The following is a 15,158-nucleotide window of genomic DNA, read 5'->3' on the forward strand; positions in this document are numbered from 1 at the left end:
ACAATCGATTGGTGCGATCACCATGATTTTGAACTGAAACATTCGAGCGAACGGGCCGGAACGGCGCCTGCAGAGCCGTCCTCCAAAACGCCGGTCCCCCCACCCCTTCGCCACCACGATCGCAACGGCGCACCATGAAAAAGCCCGCACGCGGCGGGCTCTTCAAACAATCGTGAGCGGCGTTGCGCGCCCGATAAGACGCGCGGCGCTGTGGCCTCAAGCCGAAACGTTGGTCTTCTCCTCGGAACGCTCCGAGTAGATGTAGAGCGGCCTCGCCGTCCCCTTGACGACCTCGTCCGAAATGACGACTTCGCGAACGCCTTCCAGCGTCGGCAGTTCGAACATGGTGTCGAGCAGGATCTTCTCCATGATCGAACGCAGGCCGCGTGCGCCGGTCTTGCGGACGATGGCACGGCGGGCGATCTCACGCAGCGCGTCCTCGTGGAAGTTCAGTTCGACGTCTTCCATCTCGAAAAGCCGCTGATACTGCTTGACCAGAGCGTTCTTCGGCTCGGACAGAATCTGGATCAGCGCATCCTCGTCGAGATCCTCGAGCGTCGCCAGAACCGGCAAGCGCCCGATGAACTCCGGGATGAGGCCGAACTTGACCAGATCTTCCGGTTCGAGCTCGCGCAGCACCTCGCCGACGCGCCGGTCTTCCGGAGCGCGCACAGTCGCGCCGAAGCCGATCGACGTCTTCTCGCCGCGGGCGGAGATGATCTTGTCGAGGCCCGCAAAAGCGCCGCCGCAGATGAAGAGGATATTCGTCGTATCCACCTGCAGGAATTCCTGCTGCGGATGCTTACGGCCGCCCTGGGGCGGTACCGAGGCGACGGTACCTTCCATGATCTTCAGAAGCGCCTGCTGCACGCCCTCGCCCGAAACGTCGCGAGTGATCGACGGGTTGTCGGACTTACGGGAAATCTTGTCGACCTCGTCGATGTAGACGATGCCGCGCTGGGCGCGCTCGACGTTGTAATCGGCCGCCTGCAGGAGCTTGAGGATGATGTTCTCGACGTCCTCACCGACATAGCCGGCCTCCGTCAGCGTCGTCGCGTCGGCCATCGTGAAGGGAACGTCGATGATGCGGGCGAGCGTCTGCGCCAGATAGGTCTTGCCGCAGCCGGTCGGCCCGACCAGCATGATGTTCGACTTCGCCAGCTCCACGTCGCTGCTCTTTGCCGCATGGGCAAGGCGCTTGTAGTGGTTATGCACGGCGACCGACAGGATGCGCTTGGCCTGCTGCTGGCCGATGACGTATTCGTCGAGGACCTTGATGATCTCCTGCGGCGTCGGAACGCCGTCGCGGGACTTGACCATCGAGGTCTTGTTCTCTTCGCGGATGATGTCCATGCAGAGTTCGACGCATTCATCGCAGATGAACACGGTCGGTCCGGCAATCAGCTTGCGGACTTCATGCTGGCTCTTGCCGCAAAACGAACAATAGAGGGTATTCTTCGAGTCACCGCCGTTGCTACCGCTGACCTTGCTCATTTCCACTTCCTTCCAGCACGCCGGACACCTTCGGAAAGATATCACGGACACTCAGTTCGCCTTGCACGTCGGCTCCAGGCGCCGCCCAAGGCTCTTGGGAGTACTCACCGTCCGGGCGGAGGCCCGATCACCGGTTGCAACGACTCTCCCCATCAAATCCGAATGCTATGCCCCTTGTTCCAACATAGCATTAAGGATTCATATTAACGGCTTTGCCCCTCGGATAAAGCCCCTTCGCCATTACAAATGTGTCACAATTACATCTGTGGCGACACAAAAGCCCGTGTTCGAACCTATTCCATGCCCTCGACCGCATCGCGCGACGTGATCACCTTGTCGATCAAACCCCAGTCGAGCGCTTCGTCCGCGCTCATGAAATGATCGCGGTCGAGCGTCTGCTCGACTTCTTCGTAGGTGCGGCCGCAATGCTTGACGTAAACCTCGTTCAGCCGGCGCTTCATCTTGAGAATGTCGCGTGCATGCCGTTCGATGTCGGACGCCTGGCCCTGGAACCCGCCGGAGGGCTGGTGGACCATGATGCGCGAATTGGGCGTTGCGAACCGCATGTCCTTGTGACCGGCGGCAAGCAGCAGCGAGCCCATCGATGCCGCCTGGCCGATGCAGAGCGTCGAGACCGCCGGCTTGATGAACTGCATGGTGTCGTAGATCGCCATGCCCGCCGTCACGACACCGCCCGGAGAGTTGATGTAGAGAGCGACTTCCTTCTTCGGGTTTTCCGCCTCGAGGAACAGCAGCTGTGCGCAGACCAGCGTCGCCATGTGGTCTTCGACCGGTCCCGTCAGGAAGATGATGCGCTCCTTGAGCAGTCGCGAATAGATGTCGTAGGATCGCTCGCCGCGATTGGTCTGCTCAACAACCATCGGCACCAGCGCCATGGCCGTATCAACTGGATTTCTCATATCGAACCTTCATCAATCGGGACCGCATCCCTTCGCGGACCGGAATCATCGGATAAGCCTCAGACCTTACATAGAGTGTCAATGCCCTTCACTTCAAGACGCGAACATTCGATAAACTGAATAGTCGCAGGCCCGGGGTCCAGAGCTTTTCATCGGCGTGGCGGATTGGCGGTAGAACAATTTTCCAATTCTTGATGCCGTCGCGCATGCCCCCGGCCACCTTCCTCACAGGCATTCGCAATAGCGCGGTAAACGACCGGTAAATTCCGTCGCCTCTCAAAGCTGTGACTCCAACGGCAGAAAGCGGATCACGCCAGCGATCAGCCGCCGGAGAATGCCTGCGTCCGGCTCGCGCCGCAGCAGCCGCAGCGAGCCGTTCGTCCGATCCCGCCATGCGGGCCGGCCGTCCTTCAGCATCAGGCGATAGCTCCGTTCCGGCGCCGTTTCCTCGTCGAATATCGATTGGAGCTCGGCGGCGAGCGCCTCGTCGGAAAAGACGATGCCCATCTCGGTGTTGAGCGACGCGGAACGCGGATCGAAATTCATGGAGCCGACGTAGCCGCAGAGGCCATCGACGACGAAGGCCTTGGTGTGGAGGCTCGCGTTTCGCGCTCCGAACAGCGACATACGGTGACGATCGAAGAAATCACCGCGCTCCTTGAGCTCGTAGAGCTCGACACCGCCGTCAAGCAGCCCTTTGCGATACTTCACGTAGCCGCCATGCACTGCCGCGACATCGGTTGCAGCGAGCGAATTCGTCAGTACCGCCACCCTCGCGCCCTTTCCCGCGAGGAGCGCCAGCACGCGCGTCCCCGCTGCGCCGGGGATGAAGTAGGGCGAGATGATCCGCAGATCATGGCTGGCGCCCTTGATCAGCGGGAACAGTTCGCGCAGCAGCCAGTTCTGCCGCTTCTGCATCAGCGCCTTTTCCGGCGGGTCGAACGCCATGCGCACATCCGCGCTGCGATGGAGGGTCCGGCTTCCCCAGTAGGAGCCGGGACCCGCAGCCGCCGCGTCTGCGACCCTTTCCAGATAGAAGCGCGCGGCCGCCGTGCGCGCCAGCCCGTCCAGCGCCTCTCGCAGCGCCGGAAGGTACTGCTTGCGCGGCGTCCTGAGGGCTGCGATCGGCAGCACCGACGTGCTGTTCCAGTAGAGATCGAACATGGCCGTCGCCTGGTCGACGACCGGACCCGCCATCCAGACGTCGAGGTCACGGAAGTTCGACAGTTCGGCCGCGTCGAAATAGGCGTCACCGATGTTGCGCCCACCGGATATCGCCAGCCGGCCATCGGCAACCCACAGCTTGTTGTGCATCCGGCGCGTCGCACTGAAGGCCCGTATCGCCATTTCGAACCCGCGGCGGAAGCGGTCCGTTCGTGCCCGGCTTGGATTGAAGAGGCGCACGTCGACATTCGGATGGGCGTCGAGCGAAATGCAGAGACGATCATGGATTCCTGCATTGATATCGTCGAGCAGCAGGCGGACGCGAACGCCGCGGTCGGCCGCCCGGATGATCTCGCGCGTCAGCAGAAACCCCGTCAGGTCGTCCTTCCAGTAGTAATATTGCAGGTCGAGGCTGCGCCCCGCCCGGCGCGCCGAAAGCGCCCGCGCAACGAAGGCTTCGATGTTATCGGAAATGAGCGCGACCACGCTCTCGCCGGGGTGGGCGGCACCCAGCAGTGGGCCCAATTGCCGATCGATGCCCGTCTCGTCTCCGCCGATGGGGAGCGCGAATGAGGGTTCGGTCCGCGGCCTGCGGCCAAACCAGCCGTAGACATAGAGGACCGCGACCAGGAAGAGCCCGCAGAGCGCTACGAGAAAAAGTGCAACCCACGACCACATCAGATGCTGCCCTGCCGCAGGTTTCACCGGAGCCGGATCAAGGGTGAAACATGCAGAAACCAAAGTACGACGGCGACCATTGCGCCTTCTATGAGGCGTGCGACACCGCTATCCCTGCCCCGCATCGGCCAATCGGGCCTCCTCACCCTCGGGGCCGTCCTTCTGGACAACCTTGAGATCGATCGAGGCCTTGACGGGCAGATGGTCCGAAGCGACGCGCGCCAGCGGCGTGTCGTGCACGGCCACCGAGGTCACCAGATGATGCGGATTGCCGAGAACCCGGTCGAGCGGCAGCAGCGGAAAGCGCGAGGGAAAACTGGCAACGGCTGAATGCGACGGGTCGAATATCGGACTGAGGAAGCTGAGCGAGGAGCGTTTGCCCATGCGCCACTCGTTGAGGTCGCCGATCAGCAGCGTCGGCCGGCCGGCACCGTCCGCCGTCGCCTTCAAAAGCGTTTCCGCCTGGCGCGCCCGGGAATGACGCAGCAGGCCCAGGTGAGCGGCGATCACCCGCAACGGTCCCGCTTTCAGGTCGAGATCGACGACGAGGGCACCGCGCGGCTCGACGCCCGGCAATTTCAGCTGCCGCACGTCGGAAACCGCACCCTCACGGATAAGCAGGACGTTGCCATGCCATCCGTGGCCTTTCTCGCTAAAAGGCGAAATCGGAACGGAGACAAGATGCGCCTCACGGCGCAGGTGCTCGAGATCCAGGAGCCCCGCGCGCTCGCCGAATCTCTGGTCGGCCTCCTGAAGCGCGACGATATCCGCACCGATCTCGGCGATGACCTGCGCAATTCGCGGCGGGTCGAAGCGCCCGTCGGTGCCCACGCATTTGTGGATATTATAGGAGGCGATCACGATGTCGCCGCGGTTCACGGCGGCATCACGGTTGACGACCGTGGGCCGTCGCTTTCGTATCGCCGCCAAAATGCCCGCGGATAGATTGCCTTGCGCCTTTGCCATGCCGCTCCCTGCTTGCTGCCGCATCATGCTCAAATAGGTCGGGCGGTGCTACCGAAAAAGTATCTATCGCCGATGTTGTTCCTTCCGGTGCCGAGGCACTTGCAGTCAGCCCTCATGGCGCAATAGAGATGCGGATCGCCATCCGATTGCAGCATTCGAAGAGTCGATATCATGTCCATCGCCCCCGGTATCACCATCGACGGCCCCGCCCGGCGCGTCTCCCTTGACGTCCGCAACCCCCGTTTCTTCCGCAATCCGCTGCCGGCCTACGCGGCGCTCCATGCGCAATGTCCGGCCTTTTTCTGGGAAGAGCCGCAGCAGTGGTTCTTTGCGGGCTACGAGCAGGTGAACAGCCTGTTGCGCGACCGTCGCTTCGGCCGACAGATCCTGCATGTCGCGACCCGGGAAGAACTCGGCATGCCGGAGCCGAAACCGCATCTGAAAGATTTCGATGCACTCGAGGCGCACTCGCTGCTCGAACTGGAGCCTCCGGCCCATACGCGGCTGCGCACGCTCGTCAACCGCGCCTTCGTCTCCCGTCAGATCGAACAGCTCAGGCCGGAAATCGAGGCGCTCTCGCATGCGGTGATCGACGGCTTCGAGAAGGATGGCGAGACCGAGCTGTTGAAGACCTATGCCGAGACGATCCCGGTAACCATCATCGCGCGGATGCTCGGCATTCCGGTCGAAGCGGCGCCGCGTCTGCTCGACTGGTCGCACCGCATGGTGAAGATGTACGTGTTCAATCCCAGCCTGGAAACGGAGTTCGACGCCAACAATGCATCGGCGGAGTTCGCCGACTACCTGAAAGGGATCATAGCCGAGAAGCGGACAAACCCCGCCGACGACCTGCTCACGCATATGATCACCTCGGAGAAAGACGGCGAGCGCCTGTCGGACGCGGAGCTGATTTCGACCACGGTCCTCCTTCTGAATGCGGGCCACGAGGCGACGGTTCATCAGATCGGCAATGCCGTGCGCACGATCCTGCAGTCCGGCCTCTCGCCCGCCGAACTTTTCTCGGACGAGAAGGCGACGGAGCGCACCGTGGAGGAGTGTCTGCGCTTCGCCGCGCCCTTGCACATCTTCCAGCGCTACGCCCTCATGGATATCGAGCTGGAGAACGGCATCGCCCTCAGGAAAGGGGACAAGATCGGCCTGATGCTGGGGGCGGCGAACGTCGATCCGCGCAAATTCTCCTCTCCCGATGCGTTCAGGCCGGACCGCAACGAAGGCGCCAATGTTTCGTTCGGCGCCGGCCTGCACTTCTGCATCGGCGCACCGCTGGCACGGCTGGAGTTGCAGATTTCGCTGCCGATCCTGTTCCGACGGCTTCCCGGGATGCGGCTCAAGAACGAGCCGCCGGTCAAGGACGCCTTCCACTTTCATGGTCTGGAGCGGCTCGATCTGGTCTGGTGAGTGCGGCTCGAAATCGCTACACTCCCCTCCTCATTCCTGTGCTTGTCACAGGAATCCAGCCAGACCAAGTCCTTGGGCTGAAACACTCTTCCCGCGCCGCAGACGCGGCGCTGCTGGATCCCTGTGACAGGCACAGGGATGAGGGTGGAAGTGGGGACGGATGCCGTCCGTCGATACGGAGATACTATCCTCAGGCCGAGCCGCAGGTGAAATATGCCCGCACACCCACAAGCGGACACTGCCCGTAACGCATACCTTCCCCCAACCTCATTCCTGTGCCCGTCACAGGAATCCAGCAAGCCCAAGTCCTTGGGCTTAAAGAACTGTTCGGCGCCGCAGACGCGGCGCTGCTGGATCCCTGTGACAAGCACAGGGATGAGGGTGGACGTGGGGACGGATGCCGTCCGTCGATACGGAGATACTATCCTCAGGCCGAGCCGCAGGTGAAATATGCCCGCACACCCGCAAGCGGACACTGCCGTAACGCATACCTTCCCCAACGTCCTCATCGCGGCCGGCGTCAGACGCGGATCACGTAGTCCTTGCGAGTCGTTTCAACGACTTCCCAGGTTCCCTTGAAGCCGGGTCTCAGCACCAGGCTGTCGCCGGCTCTGAGATGAAGGGGTACCCCGCCCTCTTCGGTCACGATCGAATGACCGGAGAGGATGTGGAAATATTCCCACTCGTCATAGACGATGCGCCATTTGCCGGGCGTGGCCTCCCATATGCCCGCATAGAGCCCGCCGGCCTCCTCGAAATTCCAGGTGCGAAATTCCGGATTTCCAGAAATCAGCCTGTCGGGCGCCGGCGCCCCGATCTCAGCCTCGAGGGAAGACGGATCGAAATTCAGCATATGGCTCATGGGAAGCCTCCACGCCTCTCAGGCCTTGCCCAGCGCCTGTTCGAGATCGGCAATGATGTCGGCCACATCCTCGATGCCGACCGACAACCGGATGACGTCGGGTCCGGCGCCTGCGGCGACCTGCTGCTCCGGCGTGAGCTGCCGGTGCGTGGTCGATGCGGGGTGGATGACGAGCGAACGCGTGTCGCCGATATTGGCAAGATGGGAGAACATTTCCAGTGCCTCGACAAAGCGCTTTCCCGCCTCGTATCCGCCCGCGAGCCCGAAGGTGAAAACGGCTCCCGCCCCCTTCGGCGAGTAGCGTTTCTGCAGTGCGTGGTTCGGATCGTCTTCGAGCCCGGAATAGCGGACCCAGGAGACCTTTTCATGTCCCTTCAGCCATTTGGCGACCTCCAGCGCGTTGTCGCAATGGCGCTGCATCCTCAGCGGCAGCGTCTCGACGCCGGTCTGGATCAGGAAGGCGTTGAAGGGCGAAATGGCCGGACCGAAGTCCCTCAGACCCAATACCCGTGCGGCGATGGCGAAGGCGAAGTTGCCGAAGGCCTGGTGCAGGACGACGCCGCCATATTCGGGCCTCGGCTCCGACAGCAGCGGATACTTGCCGGATTTCGACCAGTCGAACGTACCGCCGTCGACGATGATGCCGCCCATCGAATTGCCGTGACCGCCGATGAACTTGGTGAGCGAATGGACGACGATATCGGCGCCGTGTTCGAGCGGCCGCATCAGATAGGGCGTCGCCATCGTATTGTCGACGATGAGCGGCAGTCCGTGTCGCCGCGCAACGTCAGCGATTGCGGCTATGTCGACGAAGGTGCCGCCCGGATTGGCGAGGCTTTCGATGAAGATCGCCTTGGTGCGTTCGTCGATCTGCGCATCGAAGCTTTCGGGCTCCGCCGAATCGGCCCAGCGGACCTGCCAGTCGAAGGCCTTGAAGGCATGGCCGAACTGATTGGCCGACCCGCCGTAAAGCTGTCTGGCGGAAACGAAATTGTCACCCGGCCTCATGATCGTATGGAAAACCAGCAGCTGGGCCGCATGCCCCGAGGAAACGGCCAGCCCGGCGGTCCCGCCTTCGAGCGCCGCGATCCGCTCCTCCAGCACCGCCTGCGTCGGATTCATGATGCGGGTATAGATATTGCCGAATTGCTGGAGGCCGAAGAGTGCGGCCGCATGATCCGTGTCGTTGAAGACGAAGCTGGTCGTCTGATAGATCGGCGTCGCCCGCGCACCGGTCGTCGGATCGGGCTGGGCCCCGGCGTGAATTGCAAGCGTGCTGAATCCGGGTCCGGCTTTCATCGTCGTTCCTCCCTCACTTATTAAGGATCATCCGACCAGTCGCGGATATTCGATTGCCGGGCAACGGTCCATGACGACCTTGATGCCTGCGGCCTCAGCCTTGGCGGCAGCTGCGTCGTCGCGGACGGACAGTTGTCCCCAGATGACCTTGGGCAGGGCCGGCAGCGCCAGGATCTCGTCGACGAGCGCGGGCAAGGCCGAAGCCGCACGGAAGACGTCCACCATGTCGATCGGCTCCCCTATATCCGCGAGGCGCGCTACCACCGGCTGGTCGAGGATCGTGCCGCCCGCATGGCCGGGATTGACCGGAATGACGCGGTATCCCTTGCGGAGAAGGAAGGCCATGACGCGATAGCTCGGCCGTTCCGGCTTCGGCGAGGCGCCGACGAGCGCGATGGTCTTCGTCTCGCGCAGGATGTCGGCAAGATAATAGTCCGGGTAGGCGTCGTGGTTCATGCTTGTTGTCCGGGCATGTTCATCATGCGGAGCGATAGTTGGCGTGGAGCGGCCGCGAGTCAACCGAGGCACCTTCCCCCGGCCATGCATTTCAACCGTTTCGTTGCGATCGATCCGTAATTCCGGTTGCATTTCGGCAAATGCGAGCCCACAACCGGCTTTCCCGCCCAATCACCCCGCCGAGGTTCATCTTGCCGCCGGACGTCATTGCGCTCGTACTTCTCGGAGCGCTGCTGCACGCGACCTGGAATGCGCTCGTCAAGGCCGGTACGGAAAAATCGCTCGACGCCGCCATGGTGTCGCTTGGCGGCGCGGTCGTGGCGCTCCCCTTCCTGCCCTTCCTCCCGATGCCCGGTTCCGAGGCCGTGCCTTACATCCTGGTTTCGGCACTTTTCCAGTTCGCCTATTTCCAGCTGGTCGCAGCCGCGTACCGGGCCGGCGATATCGGGCTGGTTTATCCCTTGATGCGCGGCGTCGCTCCTCTGATCGTTGCGGCGACGAGCAGCCTCGTCATCGGCGAGAAACTGACCGGCGGCGCGATGGCCGGCATCATGACGATCTCCGCGGGCGTGCTGACGCTCGCCTTCGAATCCCGCAAGGGCGGCAGGCACGCCATCGTTCTGGCACTGCTCAACGCCTGCGTTATCGCGAGCTATACCTATGTCGACGGGATAGGCGCCCGCATTTCCGGCAATGCCATATCCTACACGCTCTGGATGGCATTGCTGCCGCCGGTCCTTCTCTTCGGCTGGGCCTTTGCCCGACGCGGCGTCAAGCCGGTCGCGCGGCATGTGAGCCGTCACTGGTGGCGCGGGCTTATCGGCGGCGCCGGATCGATCGGCTCCTATGGCCTTGCGCTCTGGGCGATGACGAAAGCCCCGGTCGCCACCGTCGCGGCGCTCCGCGAAACGGCAATCCTCTTTGCCGTGGTCATCTCCGTCGTGTTCCTCAAGGAGCGCGTCAGCGCCTGGCGCATCATCGCCGCCTTCATCATTGCGCTCGGTGCCTTGCTGCTCAGGCTCGCCTGAGGCCTAGGACATAAAGCGCGCCGCGCTGTAGGTCGTTATCATGCATGTCGTTATCCCAAAACCGCTGCACACTTTTGGGCGGCATGCACTATTCCTCCTTCCATTCCGGCATGCGCTTGCCGAGAAAGGCACCGATACCTTCCTCGGCATCGCGGGCGAGCATGTTCTCGACCATCACGCCGACAGCGAAGTCGTAAGCATCGGCAAGCGGCATTTCGGCCTGGCGATAGAAAGCCTCCTTGCCGATCTTCAGCGCCTGCGGCGACTTCGAGGCGATGATCGACGCATATTTGTCGATGACCTGGCGCAGATATTGCTGCGGGACGATGCGGTTGACGAGACCGAACTCCTTCGCTGTCCCGGCATCGATCGTCTCACCGGTCAAAAGCATCTCCATCGCCTGCTTGCGATGGGCAGCGCGCGTCAAGGCGACCATCGGCGTAGAACAGAAAAGACCGATATTCACGCCGGGGGTGCAGAAGGTCGACGTGTCGGTGCAGATCGCGAGATCGCAACTGGCGACCCAGCTGGCAGCCCGCGGCGGTCGCGAGGCCGTCGACTTCGGCGATGACCGCCTGCGGCAGCCTGGTGATCGTCAGCATGACTTCGGCTGCAAGGCGAATCGTTCGCTCGAAGAACGCCCGGCCTCCGTCCGGGTCGGCCCTGTGGGAGGTCATTTCCTTGAGATCGTGGCCGGCGGAGAAGAGCTTGCCTGTCGCGGCGATCACGACGACCTTGATCTCCTTCGAGACGGACGCCTCCTCGAGCGCCGCCAGCAATGCTTCCATCAGGGCGGTCGAAAGCACGTTTGCCGGGGGATTGTTCAGTGTAAGCCGCAGGACCGGGCCGTTGAACTCGCGCAGCAAGGGTCCGTTCGACTCTTCTTTCCTGAATGAAACGACGTCCGCCATGGTTCTCTCCCATATCGAAGTTCGTGCCGTGGTACGCCGCCGTCGCCGCTCTTTCAAGCCCGCGCGCCGGTCTGACCCATAACTGCGTAAGACCAATTTCCCGCTTGCGCGGCGCTCCAGGACGTCCTGTAACGGGTGCAACCGAGGCACGTAACATGGAGAGGCGCGATGACCCTGCAGCCGGTCATGAACGTCGATGAGCTCAACCGCTTTCTCGACACCGATTTTCCGCAGGTCCACACGGACGGGAAGGTCTTCTCGGTAACCGAGACCGGACCGGGCTTCGCCACGATGCGGCTCGACCCGAACGAGCGCCACATCCGTCCGGGCGGCACGGTCTCGGGCCCGACACTCTTCGCGCTGGCGGACGTGTCGGCCTATATCGCGCTCATCGCGCATATCGGTCCGGTCGCGCTTGCCGTCACCACCAGCCTCAACATCAACTTCCTGCGCAAGCCGGAACCGGAACCACTCGAATGTACCTGCCGGATTCTCAAGCTCGGCAAACGGCTGGCCGTTCTCGACGCCTCGATAAAGCCGGTGGCAAGCCCCGATTTGGTCGCTCATGCGACGGCGACCTATTCGATTCCGCCCCGCTGAAGTGTGGTATTATGAAACCACACTATTAACTGTTTGATTTTGCTTCGTCTTCTTTCATGACGCGCGGAAAGTCGGCCTTGACCTTGTTTGCGAGCTTCCGTATAAGCTGCCCCAGATCGCGGTCCGACTGGGCCGCCTTCTTTTTTGCCCTCCTCGAGGTCAAAGCAAGCAACAAGAAACGCCCGGCTTCGTTCCGGGTCCAAACGAAAGAGTTTAGATATGGCAACCTTCGTTCAGAAGCCTGCAGAGGTGGAGAAGAAGTGGATCCTCATCGACGCCGAAGGCCTCGTTGTCGGTCGCCTCGCTTCCCTCATCGCAAACCGCCTGCGCGGCAAGCATAAAGCCACCTACACGCCGCATGTCGACGACGGCGACAACGTCATCGTCATCAATGCAGAGAAGGCCGTCCTCACCGGCAAGAAGTACACCGACAAGAAGTACTACTGGCACACCGGTTACCCCGGCGGCATCAAGGAGCGCACCGCGCGCCAGATCATCGAAGGCCGCTTCCCGGAGCGCGTCATCGAGAAGGCCGTCGAGCGCATGGTTCCGCGCGGCCCGCTCGGCCGTCGCCAGATGAAGAACCTGCGTGTCTACGCCGGCTCGAACCACCCGCACGAAGCACAGCAGCCGGCCGTCCTCGACGTCGCCAAGCTGAACAGCAAGAACACAAGGAGCGCCTGATAATGGCTGACCTTTCCGCTCTCAAGGAAATCGCCACGACCGCGGAACCGGCTGCTCCGGTTCACGTCAAGAAAGTCGACGCCCAGGGCCGCTCCTACGCGACCGGCAAGCGCAAGGACGCCGTCGCCCGCGTTTGGATCAAGGCCGGTTCCGGCAAGATCACCATCAACGGCAAGCCTTTCTCGGACTATTTCGCCCGTCCGGTTCTGCAGATGATCCTGCAGCAGCCGGTCGTCGCGGCTGCCCGTGACGGCCAGTTCGACATCGATGCGACCGTTGCCGGCGGCGGCCTTTCCGGCCAGGCCGGTGCCGTTCGTCACGGCATTTCCAAGGCCCTCACCTACTTCGAACCGGGCCTGCGCCCCGTTCTGAAGCGTGGCGGCTTCCTCACCCGCGACAGCCGCGTGGTCGAGCGCAAGAAGTACGGCCGTGCCAAGGCACGTCGTTCGTTCCAGTTCTCCAAGCGCTAATCGCTGGCAGACTGCACTTTCGAAGGCCGGGTTCGTCCCGGCCTTTTTTCATGCGCCGTGGGCCAAGGGTTCCCTTGCACATGATTTTGACGCCGGGCTCTTGCCTTGCCCCGAACGATTGGCCAACGTCCCGTCCATCCGACGGGAGAACAGCATGGCCAACAAGTCGATCGACCACGCGATCACTGCAAAATCACTGACGACGGCGGCCTCCGATCCGACGCATGCCGGCATCCTTTCCTTCATGCGGCGGAAATACACCAAGGAGCTCAAGGGTGTGGAGGCGGTCGTCTGGGGAATTCCGTTCGATGCAGCCACGTCGAATCGCCCCGGCGCACGCTTCGGGCCTCAGGCGATCCGCCGTGCATCGGCGATCTTCGACAACGATCCGCAATATCCGTTCCAGCGTGACCTGTTTGCCGACATGGCGACGATCGATTACGGCGATTGCCTGCTCGACTACGGCAACCATGCGAGGACTCCCCAGACCATCGAGCGCGAGGCGTCGAAAATCCTGAAGTCGGGCGCCTACCTGCTGACGCTCGGCGGCGACCACTTCGTCACCTATCCCATCCTGAGGGCCCATGCAGCCCTGCACGGGCCCCTCGCCCTCGTCCAGTTCGATGCCCATCAGGACACCTGGCCGGACGAGAAAGGCCGCATCGATCATGGCGCCTTCGTCGGCCGCGCGGCACGCGAGGGGCTGATCGACGTGGAACGCTCGATCCAGATCGGCATCCGGACGCATGCACCGGAGGATTGCGGCATTCGGATCGTCTACGGCTACGAGCTCGAGGAGATGCGCGCCGAGGAGATCGCCGATACCATCATCCGCCATGTCGACAATCGTCCCGCCTATCTGACCTTCGATATCGATTGCCTCGACCCGGCCTTTGCGCCCGGCACGGGCACGCCCGTGGCCGGCGGCCCCTCGAGCGCAAAGATACTATCGGTCCTGCGCAAACTCGGAGCGCTTCATATCGCCGGAAGCGACGTGGTCGAGGTGGCGCCCGCCTACGACCACGCGGACCTCACCGCCATTGCTGGCTCGACCATCGCCATGTATATGCTGGGCCTGCGTGCCGAGTGGCTGGCGGAGAGGCGCGGCTGATCGAAGCGGCTGCGTGCGCTCAAGAAATTGATTCAATTCTATGCCAGACTGATTCCGGAAACGCCGCTAACGGACTGCAGGAGCAGGGAAATCATGAAACCGAAGATCTTTATCGATGGCGAACACGGCACGACGGGCCTGCAGATCCGTGTGCGCATGGCCGGGCGTACGGATCTCGAACTCCTGTCCATTCCGGAAGCGGAGCGACGCAATGCGGCGATGCGTGAGGATCTACTGAACAGCGCCGATATCGCCATCCTCTGCCTGCCGGACGACGCCTCGCGGGAGGCCGTAGCCATGGTTGCCGGAAACAATCGCGTGCGCATCATCGACACTTCGACCGCGCATCGCGTCGCTCCCGACTGGGCCTATGGCTTTGCCGAGATGGACAAGGCGCAGCCCCAGCGGATCCGCGACGCGCGCCATGTCGCCAATCCCGGCTGCTACCCGACCGGAGCGATCGCCCTGATCCGCCCTCTGCGCCAGGCTGGTATCCTGCCGGACGGCTATCCCGTCACCGTCAATGCGGTTTCGGGCTATACCGGCGGCGGCAAACAGATGATCGCGCAGATGGAGGACGATCAGAATCCGGACCACATCGGCGCGCCGCATTTCCTTTATGGGCTTACCCTGAAGCACAAGCACGTGCCGGAAATGAAGATGCACGGGCTCCTCGAGCGCGCACCGGTCTTCAGCCCTTCCGTCGGCAAGTTCGCGCAGGGGATGATCGTGCAGGTGCCACTCTATCTCGAGGACCTGGCTGCCGGTGCAACGCTCGAAACGATCCATCGTGCCCTCGTCGACCATTATGCGGGACAGTCGATTGTCGAAGTCGTGCCGCTTGACGAGAGCGCCAAGCTCGCCCGGATCGATGCGACGGAGCTCGCCGGCAGCGACGCCATGAAGCTTTTCGTCTTCGGCACCAAGGGCGGAGCGCATGTCAATCTGGTCGCGCTGCTCGACAATCTCGGCAAGGGCGCCTCGGGCGCCGCCGTCCAGAACATGGACCTGATGCTGTCCGCCTGACACAGCAAATCGAGACGAAAACCCCGGCAGCGTTCCTGCCGGGGTTTTCGTTCGTTCGAATGCAGGCAAA

The 15,158-nt window shown here is 62.5% G+C and carries 14 protein-coding genes and 1 pseudogene; 7 read left to right on the forward strand and 8 right to left on the reverse strand.

The genetic code is table 11. The features are described 5' to 3' along the window. Nucleotides 1-216 precede the first annotated feature (216 nt). The 4 genes from clpX to JOH52_RS18600 form a co-directional block, all read right to left on the reverse strand. Nucleotides 217-1,494 (reverse strand): ATP-dependent Clp protease ATP-binding subunit ClpX, encoded by a 1,278-nt coding sequence (gene clpX / locus JOH52_RS18585; protein WP_003531807.1) that lies wholly within the window; start codon nt 1,492-1,494, stop codon nt 217-219. A 293-nt stretch (nt 1,495-1,787) separates the two neighbouring features. After that, complete coding sequence (clpP, locus tag JOH52_RS18590) at nt 1,788-2,414, reverse strand: ATP-dependent Clp endopeptidase proteolytic subunit ClpP (protein ID WP_003531805.1); 627 nt, start codon at nt 2,412-2,414, stop codon at nt 1,788-1,790. A 276-nt stretch (nt 2,415-2,690) separates the two neighbouring features. Then, nucleotides 2,691-4,256: a phospholipase D family protein gene (locus tag JOH52_RS18595; RefSeq protein ID WP_010969140.1), complete on the reverse strand. Its 1,566-nt coding sequence runs from the start codon at nt 4,254-4,256 to the stop codon at nt 2,691-2,693. 108 nt (nt 4,257-4,364) lie between these two features. After that, the gene (locus JOH52_RS18600; protein WP_010969139.1) at nt 4,365-5,222 is read right to left on the reverse strand and encodes an endonuclease/exonuclease/phosphatase family protein; all 858 of its coding nucleotides are present in this window, start codon (nt 5,220-5,222) and stop codon (nt 4,365-4,367) included. 171 nt (nt 5,223-5,393) lie between these two features. On the opposite strand from JOH52_RS18600, the gene JOH52_RS18605 reads away from it, so the two are divergent. After that, nucleotides 5,394-6,641, forward strand: a complete 1,248-nt coding sequence (locus tag JOH52_RS18605; protein ID WP_107010473.1) for a cytochrome P450 — start codon at nt 5,394-5,396, stop codon at nt 6,639-6,641. A gap of 520 nt (nt 6,642-7,161) precedes the next feature. Here the strand turns inward: JOH52_RS18605 and JOH52_RS18610 are convergent. Genes JOH52_RS18610 through JOH52_RS18620 form a run of 3 tightly spaced genes read right to left on the reverse strand, consistent with a single transcriptional unit; the run spans nt 7,162 to nt 9,258 of the window. Beyond that, nucleotides 7,162-7,503, reverse strand: a complete 342-nt coding sequence (locus JOH52_RS18610; RefSeq protein ID WP_010969135.1) for a cupin domain-containing protein — start codon at nt 7,501-7,503, stop codon at nt 7,162-7,164. 18 nt (nt 7,504-7,521) lie between these two features. Next, a complete protein-coding gene (locus JOH52_RS18615; RefSeq protein WP_010969134.1) occupies nt 7,522-8,802 on the reverse strand; it encodes an O-acetylhomoserine aminocarboxypropyltransferase in 1,281 nt (426 codons plus the stop codon). A 27-nt stretch (nt 8,803-8,829) separates the two neighbouring features. Beyond that, nucleotides 8,830-9,258 carry a CoA-binding protein gene (locus JOH52_RS18620; protein ID WP_003529220.1) on the reverse strand — a complete coding sequence of 143 codons (429 nt, stop codon included), beginning with the start codon at nt 9,256-9,258 and terminating at the stop codon, nt 8,830-8,832. A gap of 191 nt (nt 9,259-9,449) precedes the next feature. Between JOH52_RS18620 and JOH52_RS18625 the strand changes: the two genes are divergently transcribed. Beyond that, complete coding sequence (locus JOH52_RS18625) at nt 9,450-10,286, forward strand: DMT family transporter (protein WP_010969133.1); 837 nt, start codon at nt 9,450-9,452, stop codon at nt 10,284-10,286. A gap of 88 nt (nt 10,287-10,374) precedes the next feature. On the opposite strand, the pseudogene JOH52_RS18630 reads toward JOH52_RS18625, so the two are convergent. Next, nucleotides 10,375-11,197, reverse strand: a pseudogene (locus tag JOH52_RS18630) (enoyl-CoA hydratase). A 168-nt stretch (nt 11,198-11,365) separates the two neighbouring features. Here JOH52_RS18630 and JOH52_RS18635 point away from each other — a divergent pair. The 5 genes from JOH52_RS18635 (at nt 11,366) to argC (ending at nt 15,088) form a co-directional block, all read left to right on the forward strand. Next, nucleotides 11,366-11,797, forward strand: a complete 432-nt coding sequence (locus JOH52_RS18635) for a PaaI family thioesterase (RefSeq protein ID WP_010969131.1) — start codon at nt 11,366-11,368, stop codon at nt 11,795-11,797. 219 nt (nt 11,798-12,016) lie between these two features. Continuing rightward, entirely contained in the window at nt 12,017-12,481 is a 465-nt protein-coding gene (gene rplM, locus JOH52_RS18640; RefSeq protein ID WP_003529229.1) for a 50S ribosomal protein L13, read from the forward strand. 2 nt (nt 12,482-12,483) lie between these two features. After that, complete coding sequence (gene rpsI / locus JOH52_RS18645) at nt 12,484-12,951, forward strand: 30S ribosomal protein S9 (RefSeq protein ID WP_003529231.1); 468 nt, start codon at nt 12,484-12,486, stop codon at nt 12,949-12,951. 154 nt (nt 12,952-13,105) lie between these two features. Next, on the forward strand, nt 13,106-14,062 hold the full coding sequence (gene speB / locus JOH52_RS18650) for an agmatinase (protein WP_010969130.1): 957 nt from the start codon (nt 13,106-13,108) through the stop codon (nt 14,060-14,062). 93 nt (nt 14,063-14,155) lie between these two features. Continuing rightward, nucleotides 14,156-15,088, forward strand: coding sequence for an N-acetyl-gamma-glutamyl-phosphate reductase (gene argC, locus JOH52_RS18655; RefSeq protein WP_010969129.1), 933 nt, complete (start codon nt 14,156-14,158; stop codon nt 15,086-15,088). Nucleotides 15,089-15,158 lie beyond the last annotated feature (70 nt).

The sequence above is a fragment of the Sinorhizobium meliloti genome (genome assembly GCF_017876815.1).
In the GTDB taxonomy this organism is placed as follows: domain Bacteria; phylum Pseudomonadota; class Alphaproteobacteria; order Rhizobiales; family Rhizobiaceae; genus Sinorhizobium; species Sinorhizobium meliloti.

Excerpts from the sequence above, each read along its gene's own strand:
- JOH52_RS18600 (WP_010969139.1), bottom strand. The coding sequence starts at position 5,222 with ATGGCAAAGGCGCAAGGCAATCTATCCGCGGGCATTTTGGCGGCGATA.
- clpX (WP_003531807.1), bottom strand. The coding sequence starts at position 1,494 with ATGAGCAAGGTCAGCGGTAGCAACGGCGGTGACTCGAAGAATACCCTC.
- JOH52_RS18615 (WP_010969134.1), bottom strand. The coding sequence starts at position 8,802 with ATGAAAGCCGGACCCGGATTCAGCACGCTTGCAATTCACGCCGGGGCC.
- JOH52_RS18610 (WP_010969135.1), bottom strand. The coding sequence starts at position 7,503 with ATGAGCCATATGCTGAATTTCGATCCGTCTTCCCTCGAGGCTGAGATC.
- JOH52_RS18605 (WP_107010473.1), top strand. The coding sequence starts at position 5,394 with ATGTCCATCGCCCCCGGTATCACCATCGACGGCCCCGCCCGGCGCGTC.
- JOH52_RS18595 (WP_010969140.1), bottom strand. The coding sequence starts at position 4,256 with ATGTGGTCGTGGGTTGCACTTTTTCTCGTAGCGCTCTGCGGGCTCTTC.
- clpP (WP_003531805.1), bottom strand. The coding sequence starts at position 2,414 with ATGAGAAATCCAGTTGATACGGCCATGGCGCTGGTGCCGATGGTTGTT.
- argC (WP_010969129.1), top strand. The coding sequence starts at position 14,156 with ATGAAACCGAAGATCTTTATCGATGGCGAACACGGCACGACGGGCCTG.
- rplM (WP_003529229.1), top strand. The coding sequence starts at position 12,017 with ATGGCAACCTTCGTTCAGAAGCCTGCAGAGGTGGAGAAGAAGTGGATC.
- JOH52_RS18635 (WP_010969131.1), top strand. The coding sequence starts at position 11,366 with ATGACCCTGCAGCCGGTCATGAACGTCGATGAGCTCAACCGCTTTCTC.
- rpsI (WP_003529231.1), top strand. The coding sequence starts at position 12,484 with ATGGCTGACCTTTCCGCTCTCAAGGAAATCGCCACGACCGCGGAACCG.
- speB (WP_010969130.1), top strand. The coding sequence starts at position 13,106 with ATGGCCAACAAGTCGATCGACCACGCGATCACTGCAAAATCACTGACG.
- JOH52_RS18620 (WP_003529220.1), bottom strand. The coding sequence starts at position 9,258 with ATGAACCACGACGCCTACCCGGACTATTATCTTGCCGACATCCTGCGC.